Genomic DNA, 25,182 nt, shown 5'->3' with positions numbered 1-25,182 from the left:
TTCTACCACCTGTCATTTCTAGTCGAAAATTTTCATAAAGAATGATATTTATACTTCTGCAATTTATGGAAAAGTCAAGATTCGTCATAGTTCGACAGAATCATTATATTATATTCTCTTATTTTATTAGTATAGAGGAAAGGTGAGCACAATGCATCCTTTGTTTCATCCCCTATTTGTCGATTATTGCGCTTATTTTAACGGCAATGAAGATTATTTTGAATGCCATGAAGTCTTAGAAGAATATTGGAAGGACGTCGCACCGGGTGACAAGGAACATGCGTTAGTTGGCTTTGTTCAAGTAGCAACAGGTCTCTATCATTGGCGGCGTGGCAATGGTATTGGGGCAGCGCGTATATTAAAGAAAGCACGTTATAATTTACTGCAAAACAAACAGTCCCCATTTGTTGAATTTGTGGCACTTGAACAACTACTAATCTACATTGACAATGTCCTATTACAAATCGATCTAGACAATCCATTCAAGGCGTTTTCATTTCCGTTAACAAATATTGAACTTGAAACGCTAGTTACTGAGCGAATGAAATCATTAGCTAGCGAAAACCTTGATTTTCTTGTTAACAAACATATGTTACGTGACCGCTCTTCTATTCTTCGAGAACGTGAGGAAAATAAAAAGAAAAAATTAGCTAACAAATCTCGTCACAATTGAGTTTGTTTTTGAACTAGACCTTAGGCAGAATATTTCTATCTATGTTTTTGCATAAAAAATAGACAAAGTTAAAAATCAACTTTGTCTACTGGTAGAAGCAGAAACTAATCTGCTTCTTTTAATATAGGTATACATTTTTGGACAAAAGATTCGGTTACTTCATTTGCCTGAATATCTTCATAGCCTAACTCACGAAGTTCTTGTAGCATTTCAAGTGCTACGCCTTCACCTCGATAAGAAGGAATAACCGTAATATGTTGAACCGTTGCGACCGCATTTTCTTCTAAAATGCCTACTGTCCCCACGTACTCATCATCCTTTTTCCATAAATACAGTGTCCAATTTTCGTTTTGTTCATATTGTTGAATGGTTTCCATTAATCCCTTAATGTCTTTTCCTTGTGGCATTAATGAAATTAAGCCCATTGCAATTTTCTCAAGTGCTTTTTTATATCGAACTAACATTTTCACATTCCCTCAATTCTACCATTGCACATCCTATCAAAAGTTTGAAGGAAATGCAATAACACAAATTTCCAATGTTCCAATGCACGACTTTTACGAATTTGTAAAATTATAAATCAATGGACTAATGACGTAAATAAATAATAGTGACCAAACGATGACACCAGCCAGTATCCCAATGCCCCATTTTGTTTGTTTAGATAATTTCAATTTTTATTCACCCTTTTTTAATGTTAACGGTAGATCATTTATGACGATATCTTCATAGCTTTCACGTTTAATTGCTAATTGATGTTCGCCATTTTCTACAAATACTACTGCTGGTCTTGGTACACGATTGTAGTTTGATGCCATTGAATAGCCGTATGCACCGGTACAGAACATTGCTAACACATCACCTGTTTCACACTTTTGTAAGCTCGCATCAATCATTAATTTATCACCTGACTCACACAACTTTCCAGCCACTGTGTATGTACTCGTTTTCGCTTCATTTGCTTTGTTTGCAATGATGGCTTCATATTTTGCATCGTATAATGCTGGTCGAATATTGTCACTCATCCCACCATCAACGGCAATATATTCACGCACGCCAGGAACCGTTTTTTGTGAGCCAATTGTATAAAGTGATGTACCTGCATCCCCAACTAAAGAACGACCTGGTTCAATCCAAATTTCAGGCATGTTTAAGTTTAGTTTCGTACTTTCAACTTGTACAGTTTTAATCATATCTGCCACATATTCATGAGGTTCAAGTGGTTTATCTTCTTCCGTATAACGAATACCAAAGCCTCCACCTAAGTTTAACACGCTTGCTTCAAAATTATGTTCCTTTTTCCAGGAACCCATTTTTTGTATCACTTTTGCAGCTGCTAAACTAAAGCCTTCTGTTTCAAAAATTTGTGAACCTATATGACAATGTAAACCTAAAAGCTGAACATATTCATCGCCCACAACTTGTTTGAACGCTTCGTCTGCCTGCCCATTATTTAAGTCAAAACCAAATTTCGAATCGGCTTGACCCGTCGTGATGAAATCATGCGTATGTGCTTCAACACCAGGTGTTACGCGTAATAAAATATTTATTTTTTGATTTTTTGCTTTGGCCATTTCTTTAATAACTGTGATTTCGTAAAAATTATCAACAACAATACAGCCAATACCTGTGTTAAAGGCAAGCTCTAACTCTGCAATCGACTTGTTATTGCCATGAAAATGGATACGCCCTGCTGGGAATCCCGCTTTTATCGCTGTGTATAGTTCTCCGCCAGAAACGACATCTAATGATAAATTTTCTTGTGCAGCTAATTGATACGCTGCTACACATGCAAAAGCCTTCGATGCATATGCAACTTGAGCTGTCACGCCTAATTTTTCGAACGTATCGATAAACCCTCGCGCGCGCTTACGAATAAGTGCTGTATCATAAACAAATAACGGCGTTCCGTATTGTTTCGCAAGTTCCATTGTGTCGACGCCACCAATTGTTAAATGACCTTGCTCATTAATTTGCTGTGTTCCATAAAAATGCATCCAATTCTCCCCTAACTTTAGCTAGACTAGCGCTAATATTCTTAAAAGTCACAAAATATTATATGTGAACTTTAACATAGGAGAGAATCTCATGCAATGAGCGTTCATGCACGTTTTCGCTGTTTTGCACCAACAACGTAAGGTCGAAGTGCATCTTGTGACATTGGAAAGCGAATGAGCACTCGTAAAAATGCTTTTGGGAAAAACGGAACGAATGGCCATAAATACGGCACATTCATAGGCTTTAGGGTACATAAATAACTGAAAATAAGGAAAATTCCAATAAAGAAACCATTTATACCAAACAATGCGGTCATTGCCAACAATAAAATACGGAACACTTTTACCGAAATACTTAATTCATAATTCGGGATGGCAAAAGTAAAAATAGCCGTTATTGCCGTATAAAGCACGATCTCGCTTGAAAATAAGCCGACATCAATGGCAATTTGTCCAATAATAATCCCCGCTATTAAGCCCATTGCCGTCGATAATGGAGTTGGTGTATGAATAGCCGCGATTCGCAAATATTCAATCCCAACATCGGCAATGAGAATTTGCAAAAACAGGGGAAGCTCACTTTTTTCACTCACACCAATATAGGACAATTGATCTGGCAGTAGCGCTTCATTCGTTACAAGTAAATACCAAAATGGTAATAGCACAAAGCTTAGTAGCACAGCGATGTACCTAAGAATTCTCATCGTTGTTCCAATCAACGGTGCTTGCCGGTATTCCTCTGCATGCTGCAATAAATGAAACATCGTCACAGGAATCAACATTACAGATGGCGATGTATCTACAATGATGGCAATATGTCCTTCTAATAAATGGGCAGCAACAATATCTGGACGCTCCGAATAACGTACAAACGGTAGCGGATGGAACCGTTGTTTAAATAACCATTCCTCTAATGATTTATCGGCCATCGTTAAACCATCATGCTGAATTTGTTCGAGCCGCTCAATTATCCAATTTAAATGCTGATCATTTACTAAATTGTCCATGTACGCAATGACGACATCCATTTGACTGAGCGTTGAAACTTTATGCATTTGATAACGCAACTCTGTGCTGCGAATTCTGCGCCGAATAAGCGCCGCATTTTGGATAATATTTTCTGCAAATCCATCTCGTGAACCGCGAATTACTTTTTCATTATCTGGTTCTTCGGGACTTCTTCCAGGATATTCACGAAATTCCGCTAAAAATGCATAGCCACTTAATGTAATAAACCCGACTCGCCCACTTAAAACACCTAATAAAAAATCATCTTGTGATGTAGCATCATCCATGCCGTGATAATTGAAGTGGGCGTGAAAATAGTCGACCTCATCATCAATTTCTTCTTCATATTCCCATTGCAAATTCGCAAGCAGTTCTGCAAGTGGTTCCCCGTTTACAAGTCCACTAATATACACAATAAGTGTCGGCAAATTTTTGATTGAAATTTCCTTTATACAGACGTCAAACGTGTTTTCTACATCGAATCGTGATTGTAAAAAGCCTTTTGCAATTTCTTTAGATGTAAACAATTGATTCGTCATTTTTTCACCGTCTTTGATGCCTCAGATACTTCCATCCAAGTTTTTAATTGTGCGAGAATCTTCTTTTCAAGACGTGACACTTGTACTTGTGAAATACCTAACCTTTCTGCAATTTCTGTTTGTGTTAAATCTAAATAATATCGAAGGTAAATAATCGATTGCTCTCTTTTACCTAAACGCTTCAATAAATCTTTTAACGAAATATAATCAAAAGGTAACACAGATTTTTCATCTTTCATTTGATCCATTAACGTAATTGAATCCCCATCATTTTCGAAAAGCTGGTCATGTAAACTTGCAGGATCTCGCATCGCATCCGTTGCCATTAAAATATCATCTTGTGAAACTTCTAATATCGAAGCCAATTCTGCAACGGTAGGTGTCCGTTCGTTATTCTTCAAATATTCATCTGTTGCATGTCGGATTTTAAAGTTGAGTTCACGAATCGAACGGCTAACCTTCACCATCCCATCATCTCTTAGAAAGCGCTGAATTTCCCCAATGATCATCGGCACAGCATAGGTAGAAAACTTTACTTCATACGATAAATCAAATTTATCCACCGATTTCATCAAGCCAATACAGCCAATTTGAAACAAATCTTCTAACTCTACTCCTCTAGAAGCAAATCGCTGGACAATTGACCAAACGAGGCGAGTATTTCCCTCGATCATAATTTTCCTGGCGACTTGGTCACCATCTTGTGAACGCGCAATCAATTCCCGCATATAAGCTTGCGTTAATAACGTTTCTGATGACTGTTCGATATTCCTCATCCCCCTAATCGTTACGTAACAAGAGTTCGTACAGGTGAAATTTGCTTTGTAAATGTAATAACGGTTCCTTCCCCGATGAAGGACTCAACTTGTAAAAAGTCTGCAAAGCTTTCCATAATCGTAAAGCCCATACCTGAACGTTCCATTTCTGGTTTTGTCGTATAAAGTGGTTCACGCGCGCGTTCAACATTTTCAATACCGCAGCCATTATCTTTTATGACAACACTTATTTCACGGCCATTCCGTACAGCATGGACGGTAATCATGCCATTTGGATCATGCGCATATCCATGAATAATCGCATTGGAAACAGCTTCTGATACAATAGTTTTGCATTCTGATAACTCTTCAATTGTCGGATCCAATTGCGCCATAAAACTAGTTACAGCTATTCGTGCTAGCCCTTCGTTTTCACTGCGTGCTAAAAATGTTAGTGTCATTTGGTTATCCATTGACAATCCCCCTCGCCTGTAAAATGACTTCCTGTTCAGAGCCAATTTGAATTAAATTTCCTAAGCCGGAAAATTGGAATATTTTTTGCATCGTAATCGATGGGTTTAGTAAAATCGTCTGACCATCCACAGCGCGTAACTCTCGAATTCTTCCTAATACCAATCCGATGCCAGAACTATCCATAAATTGAAGCTGTTCTAAATTCCATATAAGGTATTTCACGTTTCCTTGAAAAATAGCTTTTGATATCGATGAGCGAACTTTTTCAGTTTCATGGTGATCTAATTCTCCAAACAATTGAATGACGAGTACTTCGTTCGGATAAAAGGTCATATTAAATTTCATAGATGTCGCCTCCTTCATGTAGGCAATTTCTCTAGTTATCCTCTGTTTCCTTTAGGCATGACAAAACTAGAATCATTTCGCTAAAAGTAGTGTCGTTATGACAACTGCTAGTAGTATTGGAAACTGTACGCAATTTTAAACATTTCGCCCAAAATAAAAAGAGTAGCTGTTATGCAAGTAATTTCTTACATAACAGCTACTCTAAAAGTTATTGCTCAACCTGTTGCTGGAACTGGATTTGTAGAAATGTGTATAAAATCACGTATAAAAAATGTTCCAATGCAAAAGCCGTAAACGTTGATTTAACAGCGTTTACGGCTTTTTGTTATGCCCCCAAACTTTGACTTGGGAACATTATTAGGATTTTAAGTTTGAAATATTCAGTGTAATTTTAGGATATAGATAAAACTAAGCTTTTGTATTAAACAACTTTTCATTTATTTTTTGTGAAACTAATAAAAATGTCATTGCACTTATGCCAATTAAAATAAACTTGATATCACTAATAGGGAAATTTATATTAATGATGCCTACAATAAGCATATAAATTAATGTTAACGAAACGGCTACTAACAATTTTTTTGACATTTTGTATCCCTCCGCAAATGTTATGTTAGTTGAAGGAAAAACGTGGCCAAAGCATTAACTTCATTCTCTTGTCGAGGACGTAATACTTGTGGATGTCCTTCGAAATTCACCTTTTTATTTGGATAAAAATATTAACTTGTCATTTTTCTAAATCGCGCATTTCTTTTTGGCCAATAACTTCAGTTAACCCGTTGGCATCAAGCATGGACTTCAAGCTTGGCTGCACCCCACTTACAAGTACAATCCCACCTTGTTTCGTAAAACTACGGACTATATTACGGAAATATTCTTCACCTGTCGTATCAATAAACGGAACTTTCCCCATCCGCAAAATAAGCACGCGTGGTCGATAGTGAATCGTATTTAAAATGGACTGTTCAAATGTTTGTGCAGCACCAAAAAATAACGGACCTTCAATCGTATACACACTGGCACAAACGCTCCAGTCGGTCCGCCAATTTGATATTTTGAACCACCAAAAAGCGAAATTAATATCCCTGCAATAATGGCCGTATAAATTCCGTATTCCGGCTTTACTCCAGATGCAATCGCTAATGACATCGCTAACGGAACCGCAATGATCCCAACAATTATTCCTGACAGTAAATCTTTTTTAAAACTTCCTAATGAATAGCCTTCGAACCTTCCTGACCATTTAAATTGCATACGATTCCTTCTTCACGATTAATTGTAAAACAGAAACATTATGTTCAAATTAGCATTTTAAACATATTTTACCATATTTATAAGAACAAAAGGCTATTTGCATTCATAGTGAATACAAATAGCCCTTTATCTATACATGAAATTATTTGGTAATAATGGCCTCAATTAGTTTTGGTGCTTCTACTTTTTCTTTTGACATGTGAATATGTTTGTAAATTTTCGCTAAAACGTCATCTACATTTTCAGTATTCGCATGAATTGTCATTAGTGATTCACCTTCAGCAACTTGGTCACCCACTTTTTTGTGTAGAACAAGTCCAACCGCTAAATCGATTTCAGATTCTTTTGTTGCACGACCAGCACCTAATAACATTGCTGCTGTACCAATATCATCTGCTTCAATTTTTGCAATGTAGCCCGCTTCTTTTGCAGGAACATCAAATTTAAATTTTGCTTGAGGTAAACGAGATGGCTCGTCCACTACCGAAGCGTCTCCACCTTGTGCTGTGATGAATTTTTTTAAGACTTCTAAAGCCGCGCCATTAGCCACAACTTCTTCTAGCATTGTACGTGCTTCTTCAATTGTTTTAGCTTTACCACCTAAAACAACCATTTGTGAGCCTAATGTGTAACATAATTCATTTAAGTCAGCTGGACCATGACCTTTTAATGTGTCAATGGCTTCTTGTACTTCTAAAGCGTTACCAATAGCAAAACCTAGTGGCTGGCTCATATCTGAAATAATCGCCATCGTTTTACGACCAACATTATTTCCGATTTTCACCATTGCTTCAGCTAAGAGAATTGAATCTTCTACTGTTTTCATGAAGGCACCGTCACCCGTTTTAACATCTAAAACGATTGCATCAGCACCCGCAGCAATTTTTTTCGACATAATCGAACTTGCGATTAATGGAATACTTGAAACTGTACCTGTTACATCTCGTAATGCATATAACTTTTTGTCTGCAGGTGTTAAATTCCCAGATTGACCGATAACTGCCATGCCAATTTCATTTACTTGGTTTGAAAATTGTTCGCTAGTTAGTTCAACGTGGAAACCTGCGATTGATTCTAATTTATCGATTGTTCCGCCTGTATGACCTAAGCCGCGACCACTCATTTTCGCAACGGGTACACCAACTGCTGCTACCATTGCTGCAAGTGGTAATGTCGTTGTATCACCAACACCGCCTGTTGAGTGCTTGTCTACTTTGACCCCTGCAATTGCCGATAGATCAATTTGGTCACCAGATTCGACCATTGACATTGTTAAATCTGCACGTTCACGGTCTGTCATGTCTTGGAAGTAAATTGCCATACATAAGGCACTCGCTTGATAATCAGGAATTGACCCGTCTGTATAACCATTCACAAAGAAGCGAATTTCTTCTGTTGTTAACTCTTCGCCGTTACGCTTTTTTTCAATAATATCTACCATTCTCATTTAAGGTATCCCCCTTATTTCAAGTTATTTAAGAAGCTTTTACCAAACTGCGGAGCTTCAATCTTAAAGTTTTCTGCAACTGTAGCTGCAATGTCCGCAAATGTTTCACGTAATGGTAACTGTGCCCCTGTTTTAAAGCGAGGTGAGTATACGATTAATGGAACATATTCACGTGTATGGTCTGTACCAGGGAATGTCGGATCATTACCGTGGTCTGCCGTAATCATTAATAAATCTTCTTCTGTTAACGCTTCCAAAACTTCCGGTAAACGACGGTCGAATTCTTCTAATGCTTCTCCGTAACCAATTGGATCACGACGGTGACCAAAGTTCGCATCAAAGTCAACTAAATTTAAGAAGCTTAAACCGTGGAAATCACGACGAACAACTTCTGACATTTTATCCATGCCATCAGTGTTATTTTTTGTACGAATTGATTCTGTTACGCCATCACCATTGAAGATATCAGAAATTTTACCGATTGCAATGACATCTAAACCAGCATCTTTCATTTCAGCCATTGTTGTACGGCCAAATGGAGTTAATGCATAATCATGACGATTTGATGTACGTGTAAAGTTTCCTGGTTTGCCAACGAATGGACGCGCAATAACACGACCTACTAAAAATTCAGGATCTAATGTTAATTCACGAGCAATTTCACAAATTTTATATAATTCCTCTAATGGAATAACTTCTTCATGAGCAGCAATTTGTAATACTGGGTCTGCCGATGTATAAACGATAATAGCGCCAGTTTCCATATGCTCTTTACCGTAATCATCAATAACTTCTGTACCACTGTATGGTAAATTACATAACACTTTACGACCAGTTGCTTCTTCTAATTTTGAAATTAATTCTTGTGGGAAGCCTTCTGGGTAAACTTTAAATGGTTTATCAATGTTTAAGCCCATGATTTCCCAGTGGCCTGTCATTGTATCTTTCCCTACAGACGCTTCTTGCATCATACCGTAAAATGCTTTTGGTTGTTCAGCTGCTTCGATTCCTTGTAATTTACGAATATTTGATAGCCCTAAGCCTTCCATGGTAGGCATTGTTAAGCCATTCATTTTTTCAGCAATATGACCTAATGTATGAGAACCTTCATCACCAAATTTGGCTGCATCAGGTGCTTCACCAATTCCAACAGAATCCATTACGATCACATGAATTTTTTTAAACGGTTGCATTTTTGCTCCACTCCTTTTTCTTCGTCTCTATTTTACATAAAAAATCCCAACAAATAAAGGTCAGACATCCGATTTCAATAATTATTTCGAATATTAAGCACGCGGATGAAACTGTTTGTACACTTCTGATAAACGTGTTTTACTCACATGCGTATAAATTTGTGTGGTTGAAATGTCTGCATGCCCTAACAATTCCTGTACAGCACGTAAATCAGCGCCATTTTCGATCAAATGAGTCGCAAAAGAATGGCGTAAAACGTGCGGCGTAATTTCTTTCTGAATCCCTGCCGTCTGTGCATGTTCTTTAATTAGTTTCCAGCAGCCCTGTCTAGTGAATCGTTTCCCTCTTTGGGTAATAAAAAACGCATCATTCTTAGGTGCACTCCCTAACAATTGAGGTCGTGCTTCAGCTAAATAATTTTGACAAGCATTAAGTGCACCTCGTCCAAGTGGAATAATGCGTTCTTTTCCACCTTTCCCGAATACACGTACAAATCCCATCGTAATATGAATATCCTCTAAATTTAATGAAATCAATTCACTAATACGCATTCCTGAACCGTACATCACTTCTAAAATCGCAATATCACGAATTCCTTGAGGCTTTTCTGTAGATGGTGCAGAAATAAGGGAATCGATATCTTCAACAGATAAAACTTTTGGTAATGTTTGTTCCTTTTTTGGCATTTCAATATGAACAGTTGGGTCTTTCTCTGTTACTTTTTCTCGCAATAAAAATTGATGAAATGAACGAATTGAAGAAATTTGACGCGATATCGTTTTCGATGATTTGCCCACCGCGCGTAAACTTTCTAGAAATAATAAAATATTTTCTCGTACGACTTCATTGAAGGTCGAAATTTTTTGCTCATTATGTAAATGACGTGCATAAGCTACTAAATCTCTTTTATAAGAAAGCAACGTATTTTCCGAAAGCTGGCGTTCTACTTTTATAAAATGGAGATAATCTTCAATCGGATCTTTTAAAGACTGCATAACAATCGCTCCTCTTACTATCGATAACAACATTTTACCATTCCTTTTAAATGGGCGTTACTTTTTATACGAATCTTACAGCCATTTATTTTGCCAATATATTAATTTCAGTAATTTTTATTGGTGCAAATAATTTACAAAATACAGGTTATACGTTATGCTTCAAACTATAACGTGACAGTTTGGGGTGATAATTTGGGATCGATAAATTAAAAATTGGAGAGCTCGCTAGTGCAACGGGTGTAACAAAACGAACGATTGATTATTATACAAACCGTGGACTTCTTACGGTTGAACGTTCCACATCGAATTATCGTTATTATGATAAAGCAATGATTAAGCGAATATATTGGATTGAAGAACAAAAAACACAAGGTAAATGTTTAGATGAAATTCAAGTCATGCTAACGCCAACAGAAGAAATTCATGAAGAAATCGATGTTCAACTCATTCGCTTACAAATGCGCAAGCTCGAGCATGATGTCAATGTATTAATGGAACATTTAGATGAAGATGAAAAACAGAAATTACGTAAAAGAGTGTCCCCAGAAAGTGTGGCACTAATGCAATCCCTATTACTTATTTTAAATCACTAGGAGGTGAACGTTCTACTTCGTGAGTAGAACGCATGATTGACCACAATAATTAACTTAACCATTTTCGTGGTATTACTTATCTTTACAGCTTTCTTCGTAGCAACTGAATTTGCTATCGTCAAGGTACGTCAATCTCGTATCGATCAACTTGTATCTGAAGGCAAGTCAGGTGCACTTGCAGCTAAAAACGTAACAACGCATTTAGATGAATATTTATCTGCCTGTCAATTAGGGATTACCGTAACGGCGCTGGGAATTGGTATGGTGGGTGAATCCACTTTTGAATTTATCCTCCATCCTCTCTTTGAAACTATCGGGATTCCAATAGATTATATTCACTGGTTTACGATTGGCGGCGCGTTTTTCTTAGCGACATTTTTCCACGTTGTCGTGGGTGAACTTGCACCAAAAACGATTGCCATTCAAAAAGCCGAAGCCATTACTTTAGTTTTTGCAAAACCAATTCAATTTTTCTATAAAGTGATGTTCCCGCTCATTTGGTTATTAAATGGATCTGCTCGACTTTTATTAAAAAGCGTTGGTGTTCAGCCTGCAAGTGAACATGAATTATCACATACAGAAGAAGAATTGCGTTTGCTTCTTTCAGAAAGTTATAAATCGGGCGAGATTAATATGAATGAATTAAAATATGTAAACAACGTATTTGAATTTGACGATAAAATTGCACGAGAAATTATGGTTCCACGTACGGATATTGTGGGGTTCGATGCATCCGTGTCGTTTGAAGAAGTATTAACACTTATTTCTGAAGTGCGCTATACACGTTACCCTGTATACGATGGTGACCGCGATAATATTTTAGGTTTTTTAAATATTAAAGACTTTTTAACATTAGGGATAAACAATCGAATTAATCCTGAAACTTTTAAATTAAAAGACTTCATAAATCCTGTAATTCTTACAATTGAAACAACACCTATCCATAATTTACTTCAAATTATGCAAAAGAAACGTATTCACATTGCGATTCTTTTAGATGAATATGGTGGTACGAGTGGTATGGTCACGGTTGAGGATATTTTAGAAGAGCTTGTTGGAGAAATTCGTGATGAATTCGATGATGATGAAATTCCTGAAATTCGCAAAATTGGTGAAGATCATTATTTAATTTATTCAAAAGCTTTATTAGATGATGTTGCAAAACTATTATACTTAGATATAGAAGATTCAAATGTTGATACAATCGGTGGTTGGTACTATACCAATATGCCAGATTTAAATATTGAAGATTCCTATTTTTACGAAGGCTATGAATTTAAACTTCATGAAATTGATGGCCATCAAATTCAGTATTTAGATATTAAAAAGCTCCAACAACCCTCTCTCTGAAGCAGTAGAAAATTAATACTTATTTGACGCGCCGTTTCAAACTAAATGAAAACGGCGCGTTTTTTATCCAACATTTTTATAAATTGATGTTTACTCATTTTGGAATTAGGGAATTGTTTCACTAATTCTAAATTAAGGGAGTGTATTAATTTGGCAATATTCATACAGTAGAAAACAGTGTACAAGCAAAATCGGTTATTGAAAACTTTATTTCAGAAGGTTATATAAAAGATCATATTCATGTATTTGCCAATAGCAATAAGCGTGCTGAAGGTATTGCGAATTTTTTTGATGTTGACGCAGGGGCAACAGCAGAAACTTCTAATGAATCGAAAGGATTTTTCGAAAGTATTAAAAACTTTTTCCAACCATCACCTGAAGATTTTGTGAATCAGTTAAGTGTCCTTGGATTAGATGCATCTGAGCAATCTCTTGCAAAAAATGCGCTTGATGAAGGTAAGCTCGTAATTATTGCTCATCGTCCAACTGAAGAATTTTAAATGAGGAAAGGCTACCTAAAAAGTTAATAACTTAATAGGTAGCCTTTATTCTGCACATAATAATCTTGTAAATATCCCAATTCAGATTCCATCTTAGTCGCATAGGTGTCATCAAAATACAAATGCGCCTTATCAAATGTATTCATTTACAAAATTTATTCATAAACGCAAAAAAGAAGCAGCCCCACAGCTGCCCCTTTTTTTGTGGATAACATTTAATTTTTATAGGAATCCTCATTTAAAAACTTCAATAAATAACGTTTACCGTCTAAATTGAGTTTTGGTAGCTTAGGCATTATTATCTTCAGAGTTCTCTTGATTTAATCCATCATGACAACGCCAACAAATGCCATGGAAAGTTAATCGATGGTCTTTAATTATAAAGTTCCAACGTTTTTCCACGATTGCTTCTACATCTTCTAATAAGTCTTCTTGAATTTCATCTACTGCGCCACATTCGATACAAACTAAATGATGGTGGAAATGCTTAGCACCTTCTTGACGTAAATCGTAACGAGATACGCCGTCACCAAAATTAATTTTATCAACGACTTTTAGCTCTGTTAGAAGCTCTAATGTACGATATACTGTCGCAAGTCCGATCTCTGGTGCCTTTTCTTTTACTAATAAGTAAACATCTTCTGCACTTAAATGATCTTCTTCATGCTCAAGTAACACCGCTACTGTTGCTTCTCGCTGTGGCGTCAGCTTATAGCTCGCACTATGCAGTTGCTTTTTAATTCGATCAATACGGCTCTCCATATGTGACGCCTCCTAAACTCATTCTATTATACCAAATGAGTAAATCTCATTACAAGACAATGATTTATTTAAATAGGTAAGATATTGCGAAATTTTCTAAACTAAATAAGAAAATCAACAATATGATTACTAACAATACTCTTTTTTTCGGCGATGAATCTCTCATTGCTCGTCCAACAGGTTTTTTGGAGCCTGCGTAGAGTGCTAATAGCAAAATACAATAACTAAGCTGAAAAGGAAACCACCAAATTGCATAGAGTTTCACGGACTGATGGTGGACAAGTAAAAATACCGAGCTAAAGCCGAAAAAAGTTACTTTAATAGCAATAAAAATCGGCGCAATAATCGTTAAATATTTGTGCGTCGAGAAAAATAATACAACAGATAGTGCACCAATGAAAGGAACTACACTCCATAATAAAGATGGCTTGTCCATCGTTAGTAGTCTGCGGTCCCCAATTTCTAAAATTTGCATCACTTGATCAATTTGAAATAATTGATAACAAGCTACACCGCAAATAAAACATAGAACAATCATCGACGTATATTGAATTACTATCGTTTTTCGCAATTCGGACTCCCCCTTGTCCATACAACTTATGCCGAGGATTTGTCCTTATGCGTTAAATTTTATAGATTCATTTTCATCCATAATACAGCAAATGCAGTTTTTGCATCATAAATACGTTCATCGGCAATCATCGCTTCAGCCTCTTCCACTGAAACTTCCATTAGTTCAACAAATTCATCCTCATCCATCGCTACAGGAACTTCAAGTTTCTTTAAGTTACGGGCAACAAATACATGAATAACTTCATCTGCAAAACCAGGAGAAGTAGCAAATACTTGTACCAGTTCAAGCGAATCCGTTGTGTAGCCTGTTTCTTCTTCGAGTTCACGACGAGCAGTAATAATCGGTTTTTCACCCTTTTCCATCTTACCCGCTGGAATTTCAATAATTGAACGCTCTAATGCTTTTCGATATTGTTCAACGACTAAAAATTTCCCGTTATCCGTAATTGCAATAATTGCTACCGCACCAGGGTGATTAATAATTTCCCGTTTGCTCGTTTGGCCATTTGGTAAAGTGACATCATCTACTTTTAAAGAAATGACTTTCCCGTCGAATATTTTTTCTGAATGGATTGTTTTTTCTTCAAATTTCTTCATATGTAACCTCCACTGTCCTTTTTGCTGTTTTCATTGTACCATTATTAAGTACTTTTCTACATATTGAACGATGGAGGAACTGATAATGCAAAAACGAACTTTAGGACAAAGCACATTACAAATCTCAGAAATCAGCTTAGGCTGTATGTCACTACCTCCAATCGAAACCGAGGCAAAGCAAGTCATTGCGGCCGCAATCGATGCAGGAATCAATTATTATGATACTGCAGACTTATATGATCGTGGTGTCAATGAACAAGTAGTAGGCGCCGCATTAAAGGAACATCGCCACAACCTTATTCTAGCTTCAAAAGTCGGCAATCGTTGGTATGAAGGAAAAGATGGTTGGAGTTGGGACACATCAAAGGCATATATTGAGCAAGCTGTTCGTGATAGCCTAAGCCGCTTACAAACCGATTATTTAGATGTCTATCAATTACACGGTGGTACAACAGAAGATAATTGGGAGGAAATCATTGATACATTTGAAGGATTGAAAAAAGAAGGATTGATTCGTGAATACGGGATTTCTTCGATTCGCCCAAATGTATTCGTTCCATTTTTAAACAATAGCCATGCAGTAAGTAATATGATGCAATTTAATATTTTCGATGAACGTGCCTGTGAATTTTTCGAGCAAATTAAATCGAGTGGTGCATCTGTTGTAACAAGAGGCTCGCTTGCGAAAGGTTTACTATCTAATGAATGGCGTGAGCGTATAAAAGGCTTTATGAGCTACGAGCAATCAGAAGCAAAAGAAATTTTACTTAAAATTGAACAGCAATTTGGAGACGTACATGCAGCAGCACTTGCATTCAACTTACACTATGACGCGGTCGCTTCAACGGTTATTGGTGCAAGAAATGTCGAACAACTAAATCAAACACTGCAAGCTTATAAAAAAGCACAATCATTTGACGATGTTTCAGTTATTTTAAATTGGACGAAGCAAGACCGTTATACAGATCATCGATGAAAAAAACATTTTTTATCGTTCTATGCGGAATAGTCATCGTCGCATTCGCTTCAAATATGAGCTATGAGCAACAAACAATTATCCCTACATTAAAAAATATTTTACAAGACAAACCATTTGAAAATTGGTTAAGTCAATTTGAAATCCATTATTGGGGAACGATTATTTCCGTTGAATCGAGAGGCTATTTTTATTTTATTGAGTTTTTAGTACGTAAGGCGACGCATTTTTTCGGCTATGGTCTATTAGCGGTTATTTTTTATTGGTTTTATCGAAAATTGTCATGGCGCGTGCCTGTACTACTAGCTATTTTTACAATTGTCATCATCGCTAGCCTAGATGAATATCGTCAAAGCATGATTCCAGGCCGAACTGGTATTGTTGATGATGTCATTATTGATGCATATGGTGCTATTACGTTATTAATCATCGTGAAGTTCATACAATTCATTCGCTATTTCTTCAAGACAAAAGGCTGAGCATCTAACTGCTCAGCCTTTTGTCTTGAATTAAAACTTCGAACCATTATTACCGAATTGGTCTAACAGCTCTTCAAAGCTCATATTTTTTTCGCGTTGTTTTTTATCAAATGCCGCTTTTGCAATACGCTCTTCTTCTTTTGCCGTTTCTTCTGCAACCATTTCTTTCTTAGCTGCTTTTAGTTTTGCTAATACATCGCCACCTAATTGGTCTGCGAGTGTCGCTGCTTTTTCCTTCGGTAGATCAAATTCATTTGTGTTACGTTGTTGCTGTTTTTTTCTTGCCATTTTTTGTTCACCTTCTATTAATATTAGCGTTGAACGATTGTCGCGACCCCTTGTCCGCCTCCGATACAAAGTGTAGCCAGACCATATTGTGCGTCCTGCTTTTGCATTTCATGAAGAAGTGACACTAAAATTCGCGTACCACTAGCACCAATTGGGTGACCTAGTGCAATCGCTCCGCCATTTACATTTAGTTTATCATGATTGAAGGCTAATTCGCGATCAACAGCTATTGCTTGCGCAGCAAAAGCTTCGTTTGCCTCGACTAAATCCATTTGCTCTAAAGTTAAATTTGCTTTCGATAATGCCTTTTTAACAGCTTGAACTGGGCCAATTCCCATAACCGCTGGATCAACGCCAGCACTTGCATTAGCCACAATTGTAGCCATAGGTGTTAAGCCTAATTCAAAGGCACGTTGCTTTGACATGACAACAACAGCTGCTGCTCCGTCATTAATACCAGATGCATTACCCGCTGTTACGGATCCTTCTTTTTTAAATGCCGGGCGTAACCCAGCTAATTTTTCAGCAGTTGATCCCTTTTTCACATACTCATCTTGTGCGAAAATAATCGGCTCCCCTTTACGCTGCGGAATTTCAACTGGTACGATTTCAGCAACAAACTTCCCTGCTTCAATTGCCGCGCTAGCTCGAGCTTGTGAACGTGCTGAAAAAGCATCTTGTTCTTCACGTTGAATATTATACTGATCACATAAATTTTCTGCTGTAATCCCCATATGATAATCATTAAATGCACACCATAAGCCATCTTTAATCATCGTATCCACTAATTTTTGATCGCCCATGCGGAAACCTTCACGCGCATTTTGTAAAACGTATGGTGCTTGACTCATATTTTCAAAGCCGCCTGCAACGACAATATCAGCATCCCCTGCTACAATTGCTTGCATCGCCAAATGAACGGCCTTTAAACCCGACCCACATACTTTATTAATGGTCATCGCAGGCACTGCATGTGGAATCCCTGCTTGAATACTCGCTTGTCTCGCTGGATTTTGCCCCGAGCCAGCCGCTAATACATTGCCCATAATGACTTCGTCAACCAATGCTGCATCTAAGTCTATTCTTTGTAACGCTTCTTTTATAACAATACTCCCTAATGTTGCTGCTGGAATATCCTTTAATGTTCCTTGAAATGAACCAATCGCAGTACGTACAGCACTTACGATTACGACTTCTTGTGTCATAAGTATCCCCCTATTTCTATCCTTCGCCTTTGTGTTTAGAATAATCTCGCATTACTCTAGTTGTCATTTTATCAAACATCCATTCCTTTTTATAGATATATTTAGCAGTGAAGTGAATTAGTTGATTTATTTTTCTGAAAAAGAAATAATAGTAAAAAACAGCAGTGAGGTGCAGCTATGAAGAAAAAATATGTACTCGCTTCAGGTCTTGCCACAACAGCAATTGCTACAGCCGTTACAGGCTATCTTGTGACAAATCGAATTATGTATATTAAGAAGAAGGATGATGAATTCATTTACGAGCGTGAACAACAAGCAAATCGCTTTGACGAGGTTTGGTATGAAAGCTGTCCGAAAGAATTGCTCACAATCACTTCCCCTAATGGTTATGCGGTTAAAGGGGTCTTTTTAAAACCATTAGAAACGACAAATACGGTCATTATCTGTCATGGTGTAACCGAAAATAAAATAAATTCGATGAAATATGCACGCATGTTTGAGCATCTTGGTTTTAATGCGATCGTCTATGATCATCGCAGACATGGGGAATCGGAAGGAAAAACAACTAGCTATGGCCATTATGAAAAATTAGATTTACAAGCAATGGTGCAAGCGGTACGCGAAAAAATTGGAGAAGACGCTCTACTTGGCATTCACGGCGAATCAATGGGCGCCGCAACAACTATTTTGTACGCGGGTACATTAGAAAATCGGGCAAACTTCTATGTTTCAGATTGTGCGTTTTCAAATTTCCCTGAACTGTTGCAAATAATTTTCAAAGATTCTTTACCCGTTTCTCCAAAATATTCAATTTCCTTTGCAAACCTATTTTTGAAACTGCGTGATGGCTATTCATTATCTGAAGTCGACCCTTTGAAAGCTGTAACAAATATTGAGCAACCTGTACTATTCATTCATAGTGAGCCAGATACCTTTATTCCAGCAGACATGTCGAGAAAGTTATACGAAGCAAAACTTGGCGACAAAATGTTAAAGCTTTTCGAAAAAGGTGAACATGCAAAATCATTCAATGAGTCTCCACTTGAATATGAACAAGCGGTAGCAAAATTTTTACATGACTATGTGCCGCAGTATCATAACGAAAATACACGCCCACTAACAGAAACAATTGAATAACGAAAAGGATGAGCATCCCTATTTGGACGCTCATCCTTTTTGTTATTCTTCATTAAAAATGATTGGCCATTCTGCGCGTTTTTCCAAAAATTCCTTTGCTAATGCTTGAGCCCCTTCTAAACTATGACTCGCTGCCCAACCACATTGAACTTCATTACAGGCTGGTACAGAGGTTGCTACTAAAACATCTTGTGCTGTCTTTTCTAAAATCTCTAAAATTCCTTTATAATCATCATAATTGATAAAGGATACGTAAAAACCCGTTTGACAACCCATTGGCGAAAGATCCACGACTGCATCTGAATGATTACGGATACGATCTGCCATTAAGTGCTCTAACGAGTGTAGTGCTGGCATTTCCATATGTTCCTTATTTGGCTGTTTAAAACGGATATCGTATTTCGTCACAATATCCCCTTTTGTTCCAGCCTTCGTTCCCGCTAAGCGTACATAGGGTGCCACGACTTTCGTATGATCTAAATCAAAGCTTTCGACATTTGTTTTTTCTACTGTCATTTTCGTCCCTCCAACTTTTTCTTCATTTAAGAGTAGACTACTAAGTTTTTTAAATCAATAGAATATTCAGATTTAAAAGAAAATAGTTCAGCACTCGGATAATTAAGCGCACAATAAAGCGAGTTAGATTTCCTTTAAAACTTATATTTTCTTATCCACAAACAAAAACTACCCTCAAAATAATGAAGGTAGCTTACATTTTATTATTTATCTTGGAACTTGTTCATTTGAGACATCATTTGACGTACTTGTTTTTCAGATGGTTTGCGTCCCATTTGCGCCATCATTACACGAATCATTTGTTCGTTAATTGGTGGATTTTCTTTTAAATACTTCATCATATATTGACGAGCTGCGTAGAAACCAATTGCCACGCCCCCGATAAGAGCTACGATTACGATAAGAATCCAAATCCATGTTTGCATACTGTCCAACCTCCTCCACTACTATGTACCGAGATAAACTCTCCATGAAGGATTATACACTAAAAAGATAGGTGTTTCTATTAGAAAAACACAACTTGCGAAAAATAGGGCGAGTTAATGTCTTTTCTGATATAGATTTCCTCAAAAATGTTTACTTTTAGAACATAAACTTCAATTAAAATCATTTAGTCTGAGTTGATCTCAGCCTCTAGACTTAGACGAAAATACAGTGATAGGTCGTTATGCTAAATTCGAATCCAATATAACATTAAGGTATCAAATACGAGGAGGAATAAACACAATGAAGAAATTTTTCTTATATTCAGCCGGTTTCGTCGCAGCAATGATTGCATTAGTTTTATTATTACCAGTCGCTGGCCTTTTAGTGTCAGGCTTACTAGTAGCCGCGGGTTTACATTATTATACAAAAAGTACATCCATTTTCGGGAAGGTTATGAGTATCGTCGTAGCACTTGCCGGTTTAGTAAGTGCATTATCAAATGTTCCTGGCTTTATCGGATTAGTGGCAGTCGGTGTTTTATACTACATTTTCAAAACACGTAAAAATGAAAAACTTGAAATTTTTTCAGCTAAAGAAGAAGACCCCTTCACAAACTTTGAACGTGAATGGTCAAAATTAAGTTAGAATGACACAAGTTGCAGCAAGTAGTGCAACATGATGTCCATAATTATGTCGAAAGAAAGCTAACTTTCTTATCGATCAAATAAGGAGCGGTTTAAAAATGAAAAACATACTAACAAAATTTAAGTATTCAATTCAAGCAGATTTACATGAATTATTTGATAAGAAGGTAGAAAAAAATCCAATTTCCATGTTAAATCAGTACATTCGTGAAGCAGAAAAGCAAACGGAAGCAACAGGTAAATTACTTGCTCGTCAAGCACAGCTAAAAAATGAACTAGAGCAACAATTAGCTCAAACAATGGATATGCTTAAAAAACGTGAAAAACAACTTATTTTAGCAAAAGCAACTGAAGAAGCAGAGCTAATTGCTTTTGCCCAAGATGAAGTCACGGCTTATACATCACGAAAACAAGCGTTACTTACAAGCATCGATGCAGCAAATCAAGAATATTTTGCACTTGAACGCAAGTTTGAAACGATGAAGCATAAAATTAAAGATATGAAGGTGCGTCAATTGCAGTTAATGGGCAAGGAAAATGTCGTTCGTGCTCATCATCAAATGGATAAAGTGTTAACAACAAACAAAGAGGATAATTTTGATGAGTTATCAACTTACATTGATGATTTAGCACAAAACATTGATCACAAATACGAAGTAACGACATTCGAGGCACGACTAGCACAGCTTGAGAAAGAACAAAAATTAATTGAACAGCCTAAATAATGATATACTGCAAGAAGGAGGAAGCAAAATTGCTTTCTCCATTTTGTTCGTTTCAATGGAGGGATAAAAAATGCCTAAAATTACATCGGATCAGTTCGCCATTGTTATTATTAGTATGGCCTTAGTTGTATTAATCGAATTGACGCTTTTTAATAATGGCACGGTTTTCTTATTAATTGTTGGGGTGTTACTACTCTTTCTTAGCTTTAAAAGAAAAAAACGTTTTTTACTATGGACTGGTCTTATACTTTTATTTTTTGCGATCATTAGTTTATGGACACTTCGTCTACTTATTATGGGTCTACTCATTTTTACCCTTTATAAATACTTAGCAAAAAAAGAAGACATCATTGAAATCAAAAATCATTTAGCTCCTGCAGCATCCGAACAAAATCAATTATTTGGCACAACTGTTGCTGCAACAGAAGCTTATAAATGGCGCGATTTACAAATTCAACGCTTTGTCGGGGATATTACGATTGATACGACACAAACGATTTTACCTCAAGGGAAATCTGTCATTGTTATTGGGCAATCATTAGGAAAAGTTCGAATTATTGTTCCTTATGAAGTCACAATCGAATTGCATTATTCCACACTTTATGGTGAAGCAACTTGCTTAGATTATGCGCCGAAACAATGTATAAATGAACAATTACAGTTTGAAGATGGCGAAAAAGATGCAAAACGTACATTGACGCTTTATGTGACGACGTGGATTGGCGATGTGGAGGTGCAGCGAGGATGATCGCATTTATCGGACGTTTTTTCCTATTACTCTTTCTATTTGTTGCCTTTGCGATGAATGTATTAATCTTCACGATTGGACAACCGACTGAAGAAACATGGTCGTTTTTATGGAAAAACACTACTTATGAACTTCCTATCATCGGCATCATTGCTATTGTTGCCTTTTCCATGAGCTTTTGTATCGCACTTTGGATGAGTATTGTTGTGAAAATAAGAGAAAACAATACGACGCGCTATGTGAAAAAAATTGCAGAGCCCGACTTTGCAAAAAGTTTAAAGAAAACGAGTGGCTCACTTAAAAAAGCGCTACGTGATGCCAATGAACTCATTGAAACACAACGGACATCCTTACAACGTTTATCGCATGAAAAAGTTGAGACAAATGATGCAATTGTCCAAGAACGTTTACTTGCAGAGCGTCAACGCTTAGCACGTGAATTACATGATTCCGTGTCACAACAACTGTTCGCGGCTTCGATGCTTTTATCCGCACTGACAGAACAAGAGGAAAACGAAAAGGCCCAAAAGCAGCTTGGCCAAGTTGAAAAAATTGTCCAACAAGCACAGCTTGAGATGCGTGCTTTATTATTACACTTGCGCCCTGTCGCCCTTCATAATAAAAGTTTAGCTGAGGGATTAGAAGATTTAATTTTAGAATTGCAGGAAAAAGTATACTTTAACATCGATTATCAAATAGAAGAAATTGCTCTTACTAAAGCCGAAGAAGATCATTTATTCCGTATTGCCCAAGAAGCCTTATCCAATACGCTACGACACGCAAAAGCATCTGAAGTGGAGCTACTGTTTATCGCACGAGACCAATTAGCTATTTTGCGCATCCAAGATAATGGGTTAGGCTTTGATGTCGAAGGTGATAAAACAACCTCGTACGGCTTACGAAATATTGCGGAACGTGCTGTGGAAATTGGCTGTACGGTAAAAATAATTTCCGTACCTGATGAAGGAACACTTGTTGAAGTAAAAGTGCCATTAATAAAGGAGGAACCTCTGAATGATTAAAGTAGTTATTGCAGATGATCATGAAATGGTGCGCATTGGGGTTTCAGCTTATTTGTCTGCGCAACCCGATATTGAAGTGATCGGAGAAGCTGCAAATGGTCAAGAAGCTATTGAAAAAGTGCTCGAATTACGCCCTGATCTTGTATTGATGGATAATGTCATGCCCATTAAAACAGGTGCCGAAGCAACAGCTGAAATTATAACACAATGGCCACAAGCAAAAGTGATGATGGTCACAAGTTTTATTGACGATGATAAGCTTTACCCGGCCCTTGAAGCAGGAGCGATTAGTTATATATTAAAAACATCGAATGCACGTCAAATTGCAGATGCCATCCGTAAAACAATGACGGGTGAAACCGTTCTTGAACCTGAAGCAACGACAAAAGTAATGGCGCGGATGCGTGGTATTTCTGCTGCTTTGCATGACCAATTAACCGAACGTGAGCTGGAAGTATTATTTTGTATGGCACGTGGCTTAGCCAATCAAGAAATTGCCGAGGAGTTATTTATTGCCTTAAAAACAGTCAAAACACATGTCAGCAACATTTTAAGTAAACTCGAAGTACAGGATCGTACACAAGCCGTTGTTTATGCATTTAAAAATGGGTTAGTGAAATAATTAATGAGATTCATTAAACACAAAAGGACAGCTAATTTTAAGCTTAGCTGCCCTTAATATTTGTATAGTTCTCTTATTTTATCTCTTGTAAAAACGCCACAAAGTCTGGTTTTAATTTCACGAGTTTATCATAAGCTTGCTTTTGTTCTTCAACTGTTTTTGCATTGTAAAATTCCTTTAAATGCTTGTTAATTGTTGTGTAATAATCAAACAAGCTCCTATCATCCTCTGATTGATTACCGAAAAAATCAATAAACGTACCTAGCTGTGACTGAAGGTTCTTTTCAGACATCTTCAATACTTCTTTATTGGCATCTACAACTACTTCACCGTCAATAACTAGCTTTTGAAACTTCAGCAAATCCTCAAAAGACGCTTCAATCGATGATAAATAGTCTGCTTCCCTATCTCCACGCTCATTCGAATTACTAAATTGAATAATTAATACTAAAAATAAAATAATCGTTAAATAAACAGAAACGCTTTTCCAAGAAAACGGTTTTCTCACTTTCTTATCCCCCAAACAAGTTCCTAAATCATGCTTAATTAAATAAATATTCCTTCATATTTTCTAAGGTTGAATCGATTCCATTACGTAAAGATAATTGATCTTCACGACAAAGTTCTGTTGCTTTTTCAAGTGCGATGAGTGCATTTTCTAAAAATGCTTCCTCCTGCAAATCTTTATAAAGCTGCGTTAATACAAGGACTTTATTCCAATACCAACGTGCATTTTGACCATCTAGTTCAATCGCGCGTTCAATATAGGGTAAGACATCAAATGGCGACCAATTAAAGCGATTCATCGTTTGTCCACAGCTTCCGTAATAAAGGGCCTTATTTGGGTTATGCTTTACCGCCTGCATGAAACAGTGAATACTTTCATCGTAATGATGCGCCATTAAAAACAAATGACCTTGCACATAAAAGGATTGCGCTTTTCTTTCATCATCCGCATTAAGTGCATCGTGTTCTAGTTGTTTAATTACTTGAGCAAATTGACTTTCTTCTTTAATCATACGGATTTGCGCTACTTCATCAAATTCTTCATAGGTTTCATCCGCGCGCTCAACACTTTGAGCCAATAACTTAGTTACTTTGGGGAAATTTTCATAATTATATTTTGAATATAACTGAATAAACGATTCTGCAATTTGACCATTTTCATGATTTACCTGTAATTTTGCTTCCTCATAACTTAATAAAAATTGACCATTATAAAAAAGTTGTTCTATGTTTGACATATCTCAGAATCCCCCAATTTCCTAACCCTAGATCGTTTTATGTAATTACAGGCACAAATTTTAAAATATTAAAATAGGGCTGCCTAAAAAA

At 36.8% G+C, this 25,182-nt stretch carries 32 protein-coding genes and 1 pseudogene; 12 read left to right on the top strand and 21 right to left on the bottom strand.

Features of this window, described 5'->3' with window-relative positions; translation table 11 throughout:
- Positions 1-151: 151 nt before the first annotated feature.
- Complete coding sequence (locus tag DCE79_RS05480) at positions 152-673, top strand: DUF309 domain-containing protein (protein ID WP_108712106.1); 522 nt, start codon at positions 152-154, stop codon at positions 671-673.
- A gap of 104 nt (positions 674-777) precedes the next feature.
- On the opposite strand, the gene DCE79_RS05475 is transcribed toward DCE79_RS05480, so the two are convergent.
- The 12 genes and pseudogenes from DCE79_RS05475 to xerD all read right to left on the bottom strand — a co-directional run bounded on the left by DCE79_RS05475 (position 778) and on the right by xerD (position 10,681).
- Entirely contained in the window at positions 778-1,137 is a 360-nt protein-coding gene (locus DCE79_RS05475; RefSeq protein WP_108712105.1) for a GNAT family N-acetyltransferase, read from the bottom strand.
- Between the two features lie 213 nt (positions 1,138-1,350).
- Positions 1,351-2,670, bottom strand: a complete 1,320-nt coding sequence (gene lysA / locus DCE79_RS05470; RefSeq protein ID WP_108712104.1) for a diaminopimelate decarboxylase — start codon at positions 2,668-2,670, stop codon at positions 1,351-1,353.
- 104 nt (positions 2,671-2,774) lie between these two features.
- The gene (locus DCE79_RS05465) at positions 2,775-4,217 is read right to left on the bottom strand and encodes a spore germination protein (protein WP_108712103.1); all 1,443 of its coding nucleotides are present in this window, start codon (positions 4,215-4,217) and stop codon (positions 2,775-2,777) included.
- On the bottom strand, positions 4,214-4,993 hold the full coding sequence (locus tag DCE79_RS05460; RefSeq protein WP_108712102.1) for a SigF/SigG family RNA polymerase sporulation sigma factor: 780 nt from the start codon (positions 4,991-4,993) through the stop codon (positions 4,214-4,216). Before DCE79_RS05460 ends, DCE79_RS05465 begins: the two co-directional genes overlap by 4 nt.
- Before the next feature lie 11 nt (positions 4,994-5,004).
- Entirely contained in the window at positions 5,005-5,445 is a 441-nt protein-coding gene (spoIIAB, locus tag DCE79_RS05455) for an anti-sigma F factor (protein WP_108712101.1), read from the bottom strand.
- Positions 5,438-5,791 (bottom strand): anti-sigma F factor antagonist, encoded by a 354-nt coding sequence (gene spoIIAA / locus DCE79_RS05450; protein WP_199912300.1) that lies wholly within the window; start codon positions 5,789-5,791, stop codon positions 5,438-5,440. The genes spoIIAB and spoIIAA overlap by 8 nt, the downstream gene beginning before the upstream one ends.
- Before the next feature lie 408 nt (positions 5,792-6,199).
- Complete coding sequence (locus DCE79_RS05445) at positions 6,200-6,379, bottom strand: hypothetical protein (protein WP_108712100.1); 180 nt, start codon at positions 6,377-6,379, stop codon at positions 6,200-6,202.
- Positions 6,380-6,518: 139 nt separating this feature from the next.
- A complete protein-coding gene (locus DCE79_RS05440; protein WP_234417339.1) occupies positions 6,519-6,806 on the bottom strand; it encodes a sodium-independent anion transporter in 288 nt (95 codons plus the stop codon).
- Positions 6,782-7,045, bottom strand: a pseudogene (locus DCE79_RS05435) (SulP family inorganic anion transporter); the annotation flags it as partial. The gene DCE79_RS05440 and the pseudogene DCE79_RS05435, both read right to left, overlap by 25 nt.
- Before the next feature lie 142 nt (positions 7,046-7,187).
- Positions 7,188-8,492: a pyrimidine-nucleoside phosphorylase gene (locus DCE79_RS05430; RefSeq protein ID WP_108712098.1), complete on the bottom strand. Its 1,305-nt coding sequence runs from the start codon at positions 8,490-8,492 to the stop codon at positions 7,188-7,190.
- 14 nt (positions 8,493-8,506) lie between these two features.
- Positions 8,507-9,685, bottom strand: coding sequence for a phosphopentomutase (gene deoB / locus DCE79_RS05425; RefSeq protein WP_108712097.1), 1,179 nt, complete (start codon positions 9,683-9,685; stop codon positions 8,507-8,509).
- A 93-nt stretch (positions 9,686-9,778) separates the two neighbouring features.
- Positions 9,779-10,681, bottom strand: a complete 903-nt coding sequence (gene xerD, locus DCE79_RS05420; RefSeq protein WP_108712096.1) for a site-specific tyrosine recombinase XerD — start codon at positions 10,679-10,681, stop codon at positions 9,779-9,781.
- Between the two features lie 200 nt (positions 10,682-10,881).
- Between xerD and DCE79_RS05415 the strand changes: the two genes are divergently transcribed.
- The 3 genes from DCE79_RS05415 (at position 10,882) to DCE79_RS05405 (ending at position 13,127) form a co-directional block, all read left to right on the top strand.
- On the top strand, positions 10,882-11,277 hold the full coding sequence (locus DCE79_RS05415) for a MerR family transcriptional regulator (RefSeq protein WP_108712095.1): 396 nt from the start codon (positions 10,882-10,884) through the stop codon (positions 11,275-11,277).
- A 36-nt stretch (positions 11,278-11,313) separates the two neighbouring features.
- The gene (locus tag DCE79_RS05410) at positions 11,314-12,627 is read left to right on the top strand and encodes a hemolysin family protein (protein WP_108712094.1); all 1,314 of its coding nucleotides are present in this window, start codon (positions 11,314-11,316) and stop codon (positions 12,625-12,627) included.
- Positions 12,628-12,785: 158 nt separating this feature from the next.
- Positions 12,786-13,127, top strand: a complete 342-nt coding sequence (locus DCE79_RS05405) for a YflT domain-containing protein (protein WP_108712093.1) — start codon at positions 12,786-12,788, stop codon at positions 13,125-13,127.
- Positions 13,128-13,415: 288 nt separating this feature from the next.
- Here the strand turns inward: DCE79_RS05405 and DCE79_RS05400 are convergent, their stop codons facing one another.
- The 3 genes from DCE79_RS05400 to DCE79_RS05390 all read right to left on the bottom strand — a co-directional run bounded on the left by DCE79_RS05400 (position 13,416) and on the right by DCE79_RS05390 (position 15,059).
- Positions 13,416-13,889, bottom strand: a complete 474-nt coding sequence (locus DCE79_RS05400; protein ID WP_108712092.1) for a ferric iron uptake transcriptional regulator — start codon at positions 13,887-13,889, stop codon at positions 13,416-13,418.
- A gap of 64 nt (positions 13,890-13,953) precedes the next feature.
- Entirely contained in the window at positions 13,954-14,460 is a 507-nt protein-coding gene (locus tag DCE79_RS05395; protein WP_108712091.1) for a hypothetical protein, read from the bottom strand.
- Between the two features lie 59 nt (positions 14,461-14,519).
- Positions 14,520-15,059, bottom strand: coding sequence for an NUDIX domain-containing protein (locus DCE79_RS05390; protein ID WP_108712090.1), 540 nt, complete (start codon positions 15,057-15,059; stop codon positions 14,520-14,522).
- Between the two features lie 85 nt (positions 15,060-15,144).
- Between DCE79_RS05390 and DCE79_RS05385 the strand changes: the two genes are divergently transcribed.
- Positions 15,145-16,035: an aldo/keto reductase gene (locus DCE79_RS05385; RefSeq protein WP_108712089.1), complete on the top strand. Its 891-nt coding sequence runs from the start codon at positions 15,145-15,147 to the stop codon at positions 16,033-16,035.
- Positions 16,032-16,514, top strand: a complete 483-nt coding sequence (locus DCE79_RS05380; RefSeq protein ID WP_108712088.1) for a VanZ family protein — start codon at positions 16,032-16,034, stop codon at positions 16,512-16,514. Before DCE79_RS05385 ends, DCE79_RS05380 begins: the two co-directional genes overlap by 4 nt.
- A gap of 30 nt (positions 16,515-16,544) precedes the next feature.
- Here DCE79_RS05380 and DCE79_RS05375 read toward each other — a convergent pair whose 3' ends face one another.
- Positions 16,545-16,802, bottom strand: coding sequence for a YqkE family protein (locus DCE79_RS05375; protein ID WP_108712087.1), 258 nt, complete (start codon positions 16,800-16,802; stop codon positions 16,545-16,547).
- A gap of 23 nt (positions 16,803-16,825) precedes the next feature.
- Entirely contained in the window at positions 16,826-18,007 is a 1,182-nt protein-coding gene (locus DCE79_RS05370; protein ID WP_108712086.1) for an acetyl-CoA C-acetyltransferase, read from the bottom strand.
- A 177-nt stretch (positions 18,008-18,184) separates the two neighbouring features.
- On the opposite strand from DCE79_RS05370, the gene DCE79_RS05365 reads away from it, so the two are divergent.
- Positions 18,185-19,144, top strand: a complete 960-nt coding sequence (locus DCE79_RS05365; protein ID WP_108712085.1) for an alpha/beta hydrolase — start codon at positions 18,185-18,187, stop codon at positions 19,142-19,144.
- Positions 19,145-19,186: 42 nt separating this feature from the next.
- On the opposite strand, the gene DCE79_RS05360 is transcribed toward DCE79_RS05365, so the two are convergent.
- Positions 19,187-19,660, bottom strand: a complete 474-nt coding sequence (locus DCE79_RS05360) for an S-ribosylhomocysteine lyase (RefSeq protein ID WP_108712084.1) — start codon at positions 19,658-19,660, stop codon at positions 19,187-19,189.
- 203 nt (positions 19,661-19,863) lie between these two features.
- On the bottom strand, positions 19,864-20,085 hold the full coding sequence (locus DCE79_RS05355) for a YneF family protein (RefSeq protein WP_108712083.1): 222 nt from the start codon (positions 20,083-20,085) through the stop codon (positions 19,864-19,866).
- A 301-nt stretch (positions 20,086-20,386) separates the two neighbouring features.
- On the opposite strand from DCE79_RS05355, the gene DCE79_RS05350 reads away from it, so the two are divergent.
- The 5 genes from DCE79_RS05350 to DCE79_RS05330 all read left to right on the top strand — a co-directional run bounded on the left by DCE79_RS05350 (position 20,387) and on the right by DCE79_RS05330 (position 23,847).
- A complete protein-coding gene (locus tag DCE79_RS05350; protein WP_108712082.1) occupies positions 20,387-20,731 on the top strand; it encodes a lmo0954 family membrane protein in 345 nt (114 codons plus the stop codon).
- 97 nt (positions 20,732-20,828) lie between these two features.
- Positions 20,829-21,455 (top strand): PspA/IM30 family protein, encoded by a 627-nt coding sequence (locus DCE79_RS05345; protein ID WP_108712081.1) that lies wholly within the window; start codon positions 20,829-20,831, stop codon positions 21,453-21,455.
- 70 nt (positions 21,456-21,525) lie between these two features.
- Positions 21,526-22,203: a cell wall-active antibiotics response protein LiaF gene (liaF, locus tag DCE79_RS05340; protein ID WP_108712080.1), complete on the top strand. Its 678-nt coding sequence runs from the start codon at positions 21,526-21,528 to the stop codon at positions 22,201-22,203.
- Entirely contained in the window at positions 22,200-23,225 is a 1,026-nt protein-coding gene (locus DCE79_RS05335; RefSeq protein WP_108712079.1) for a sensor histidine kinase, read from the top strand. Before liaF ends, DCE79_RS05335 begins: the two co-directional genes overlap by 4 nt.
- On the top strand, positions 23,218-23,847 hold the full coding sequence (locus DCE79_RS05330) for a response regulator transcription factor (RefSeq protein WP_108712078.1): 630 nt from the start codon (positions 23,218-23,220) through the stop codon (positions 23,845-23,847). The genes DCE79_RS05335 and DCE79_RS05330 overlap by 8 nt, the downstream gene beginning before the upstream one ends.
- 73 nt (positions 23,848-23,920) lie before the next feature.
- On the opposite strand, the gene DCE79_RS05325 is transcribed toward DCE79_RS05330, so the two are convergent.
- Both DCE79_RS05325 and DCE79_RS05320 read right to left on the bottom strand, forming a co-directional pair.
- On the bottom strand, positions 23,921-24,355 hold the full coding sequence (locus tag DCE79_RS05325; protein WP_108712077.1) for an iron ABC transporter substrate-binding protein: 435 nt from the start codon (positions 24,353-24,355) through the stop codon (positions 23,921-23,923).
- A 34-nt stretch (positions 24,356-24,389) separates the two neighbouring features.
- The gene (locus DCE79_RS05320) at positions 24,390-25,091 is read right to left on the bottom strand and encodes an O-linked GlcNAc transferase (protein ID WP_108712076.1); all 702 of its coding nucleotides are present in this window, start codon (positions 25,089-25,091) and stop codon (positions 24,390-24,392) included.
- Positions 25,092-25,182 lie beyond the last annotated feature (91 nt).

Origin of the sequence: Lysinibacillus sp. 2017 (assembly GCF_003073375.1) — a bacterium.
In the GTDB taxonomy this organism is placed as follows: domain Bacteria; phylum Bacillota; class Bacilli; order Bacillales_A; family Planococcaceae; genus Solibacillus.
This window is presented reverse-complemented; position numbering and strand designations above follow the sequence as displayed.

Excerpts from the sequence above, each read along its gene's own strand:
- DCE79_RS05480 (WP_108712106.1), top strand. The coding sequence starts at position 152 with ATGCATCCTTTGTTTCATCCCCTATTTGTCGATTATTGCGCTTATTTT.
- DCE79_RS05475 (WP_108712105.1), bottom strand. The coding sequence starts at position 1,137 with ATGTTAGTTCGATATAAAAAAGCACTTGAGAAAATTGCAATGGGCTTA.
- lysA (WP_108712104.1), bottom strand. The coding sequence starts at position 2,670 with ATGCATTTTTATGGAACACAGCAAATTAATGAGCAAGGTCATTTAACA.
- DCE79_RS05465 (WP_108712103.1), bottom strand. The coding sequence starts at position 4,217 with ATGACGAATCAATTGTTTACATCTAAAGAAATTGCAAAAGGCTTTTTA.
- DCE79_RS05460 (WP_108712102.1), bottom strand. The coding sequence starts at position 4,993 with ATGAGGAATATCGAACAGTCATCAGAAACGTTATTAACGCAAGCTTAT.
- spoIIAB (WP_108712101.1), bottom strand. The coding sequence starts at position 5,445 with ATGGATAACCAAATGACACTAACATTTTTAGCACGCAGTGAAAACGAA.
- spoIIAA (WP_199912300.1), bottom strand. The coding sequence starts at position 5,791 with ATGAAATTTAATATGACCTTTTATCCGAACGAAGTACTCGTCATTCAA.
- DCE79_RS05445 (WP_108712100.1), bottom strand. The coding sequence starts at position 6,379 with ATGTCAAAAAAATTGTTAGTAGCCGTTTCGTTAACATTAATTTATATG.
- DCE79_RS05430 (WP_108712098.1), bottom strand. The coding sequence starts at position 8,492 with ATGAGAATGGTAGATATTATTGAAAAAAAGCGTAACGGCGAAGAGTTA.
- deoB (WP_108712097.1), bottom strand. The coding sequence starts at position 9,685 with ATGCAACCGTTTAAAAAAATTCATGTGATCGTAATGGATTCTGTTGGA.
- xerD (WP_108712096.1), bottom strand. The coding sequence starts at position 10,681 with ATGCAGTCTTTAAAAGATCCGATTGAAGATTATCTCCATTTTATAAAA.
- DCE79_RS05400 (WP_108712092.1), bottom strand. The coding sequence starts at position 13,889 with ATGGAGAGCCGTATTGATCGAATTAAAAAGCAACTGCATAGTGCGAGC.
- DCE79_RS05390 (WP_108712090.1), bottom strand. The coding sequence starts at position 15,059 with ATGAAGAAATTTGAAGAAAAAACAATCCATTCAGAAAAAATATTCGAC.
- DCE79_RS05385 (WP_108712089.1), top strand. The coding sequence starts at position 15,145 with ATGCAAAAACGAACTTTAGGACAAAGCACATTACAAATCTCAGAAATC.
- DCE79_RS05380 (WP_108712088.1), top strand. The coding sequence starts at position 16,032 with ATGAAAAAAACATTTTTTATCGTTCTATGCGGAATAGTCATCGTCGCA.
- DCE79_RS05375 (WP_108712087.1), bottom strand. The coding sequence starts at position 16,802 with ATGGCAAGAAAAAAACAGCAACAACGTAACACAAATGAATTTGATCTA.
- DCE79_RS05370 (WP_108712086.1), bottom strand. The coding sequence starts at position 18,007 with ATGACACAAGAAGTCGTAATCGTAAGTGCTGTACGTACTGCGATTGGT.
- DCE79_RS05365 (WP_108712085.1), top strand. The coding sequence starts at position 18,185 with ATGAAGAAAAAATATGTACTCGCTTCAGGTCTTGCCACAACAGCAATT.
- DCE79_RS05360 (WP_108712084.1), bottom strand. The coding sequence starts at position 19,660 with ATGACAGTAGAAAAAACAAATGTCGAAAGCTTTGATTTAGATCATACG.
- DCE79_RS05355 (WP_108712083.1), bottom strand. The coding sequence starts at position 20,085 with ATGCAAACATGGATTTGGATTCTTATCGTAATCGTAGCTCTTATCGGG.
- DCE79_RS05350 (WP_108712082.1), top strand. The coding sequence starts at position 20,387 with ATGAAGAAATTTTTCTTATATTCAGCCGGTTTCGTCGCAGCAATGATT.
- DCE79_RS05345 (WP_108712081.1), top strand. The coding sequence starts at position 20,829 with ATGAAAAACATACTAACAAAATTTAAGTATTCAATTCAAGCAGATTTA.
- liaF (WP_108712080.1), top strand. The coding sequence starts at position 21,526 with ATGCCTAAAATTACATCGGATCAGTTCGCCATTGTTATTATTAGTATG.
- DCE79_RS05335 (WP_108712079.1), top strand. The coding sequence starts at position 22,200 with ATGATCGCATTTATCGGACGTTTTTTCCTATTACTCTTTCTATTTGTT.
- DCE79_RS05330 (WP_108712078.1), top strand. The coding sequence starts at position 23,218 with ATGATTAAAGTAGTTATTGCAGATGATCATGAAATGGTGCGCATTGGG.
- DCE79_RS05320 (WP_108712076.1), bottom strand. The coding sequence starts at position 25,091 with ATGTCAAACATAGAACAACTTTTTTATAATGGTCAATTTTTATTAAGT.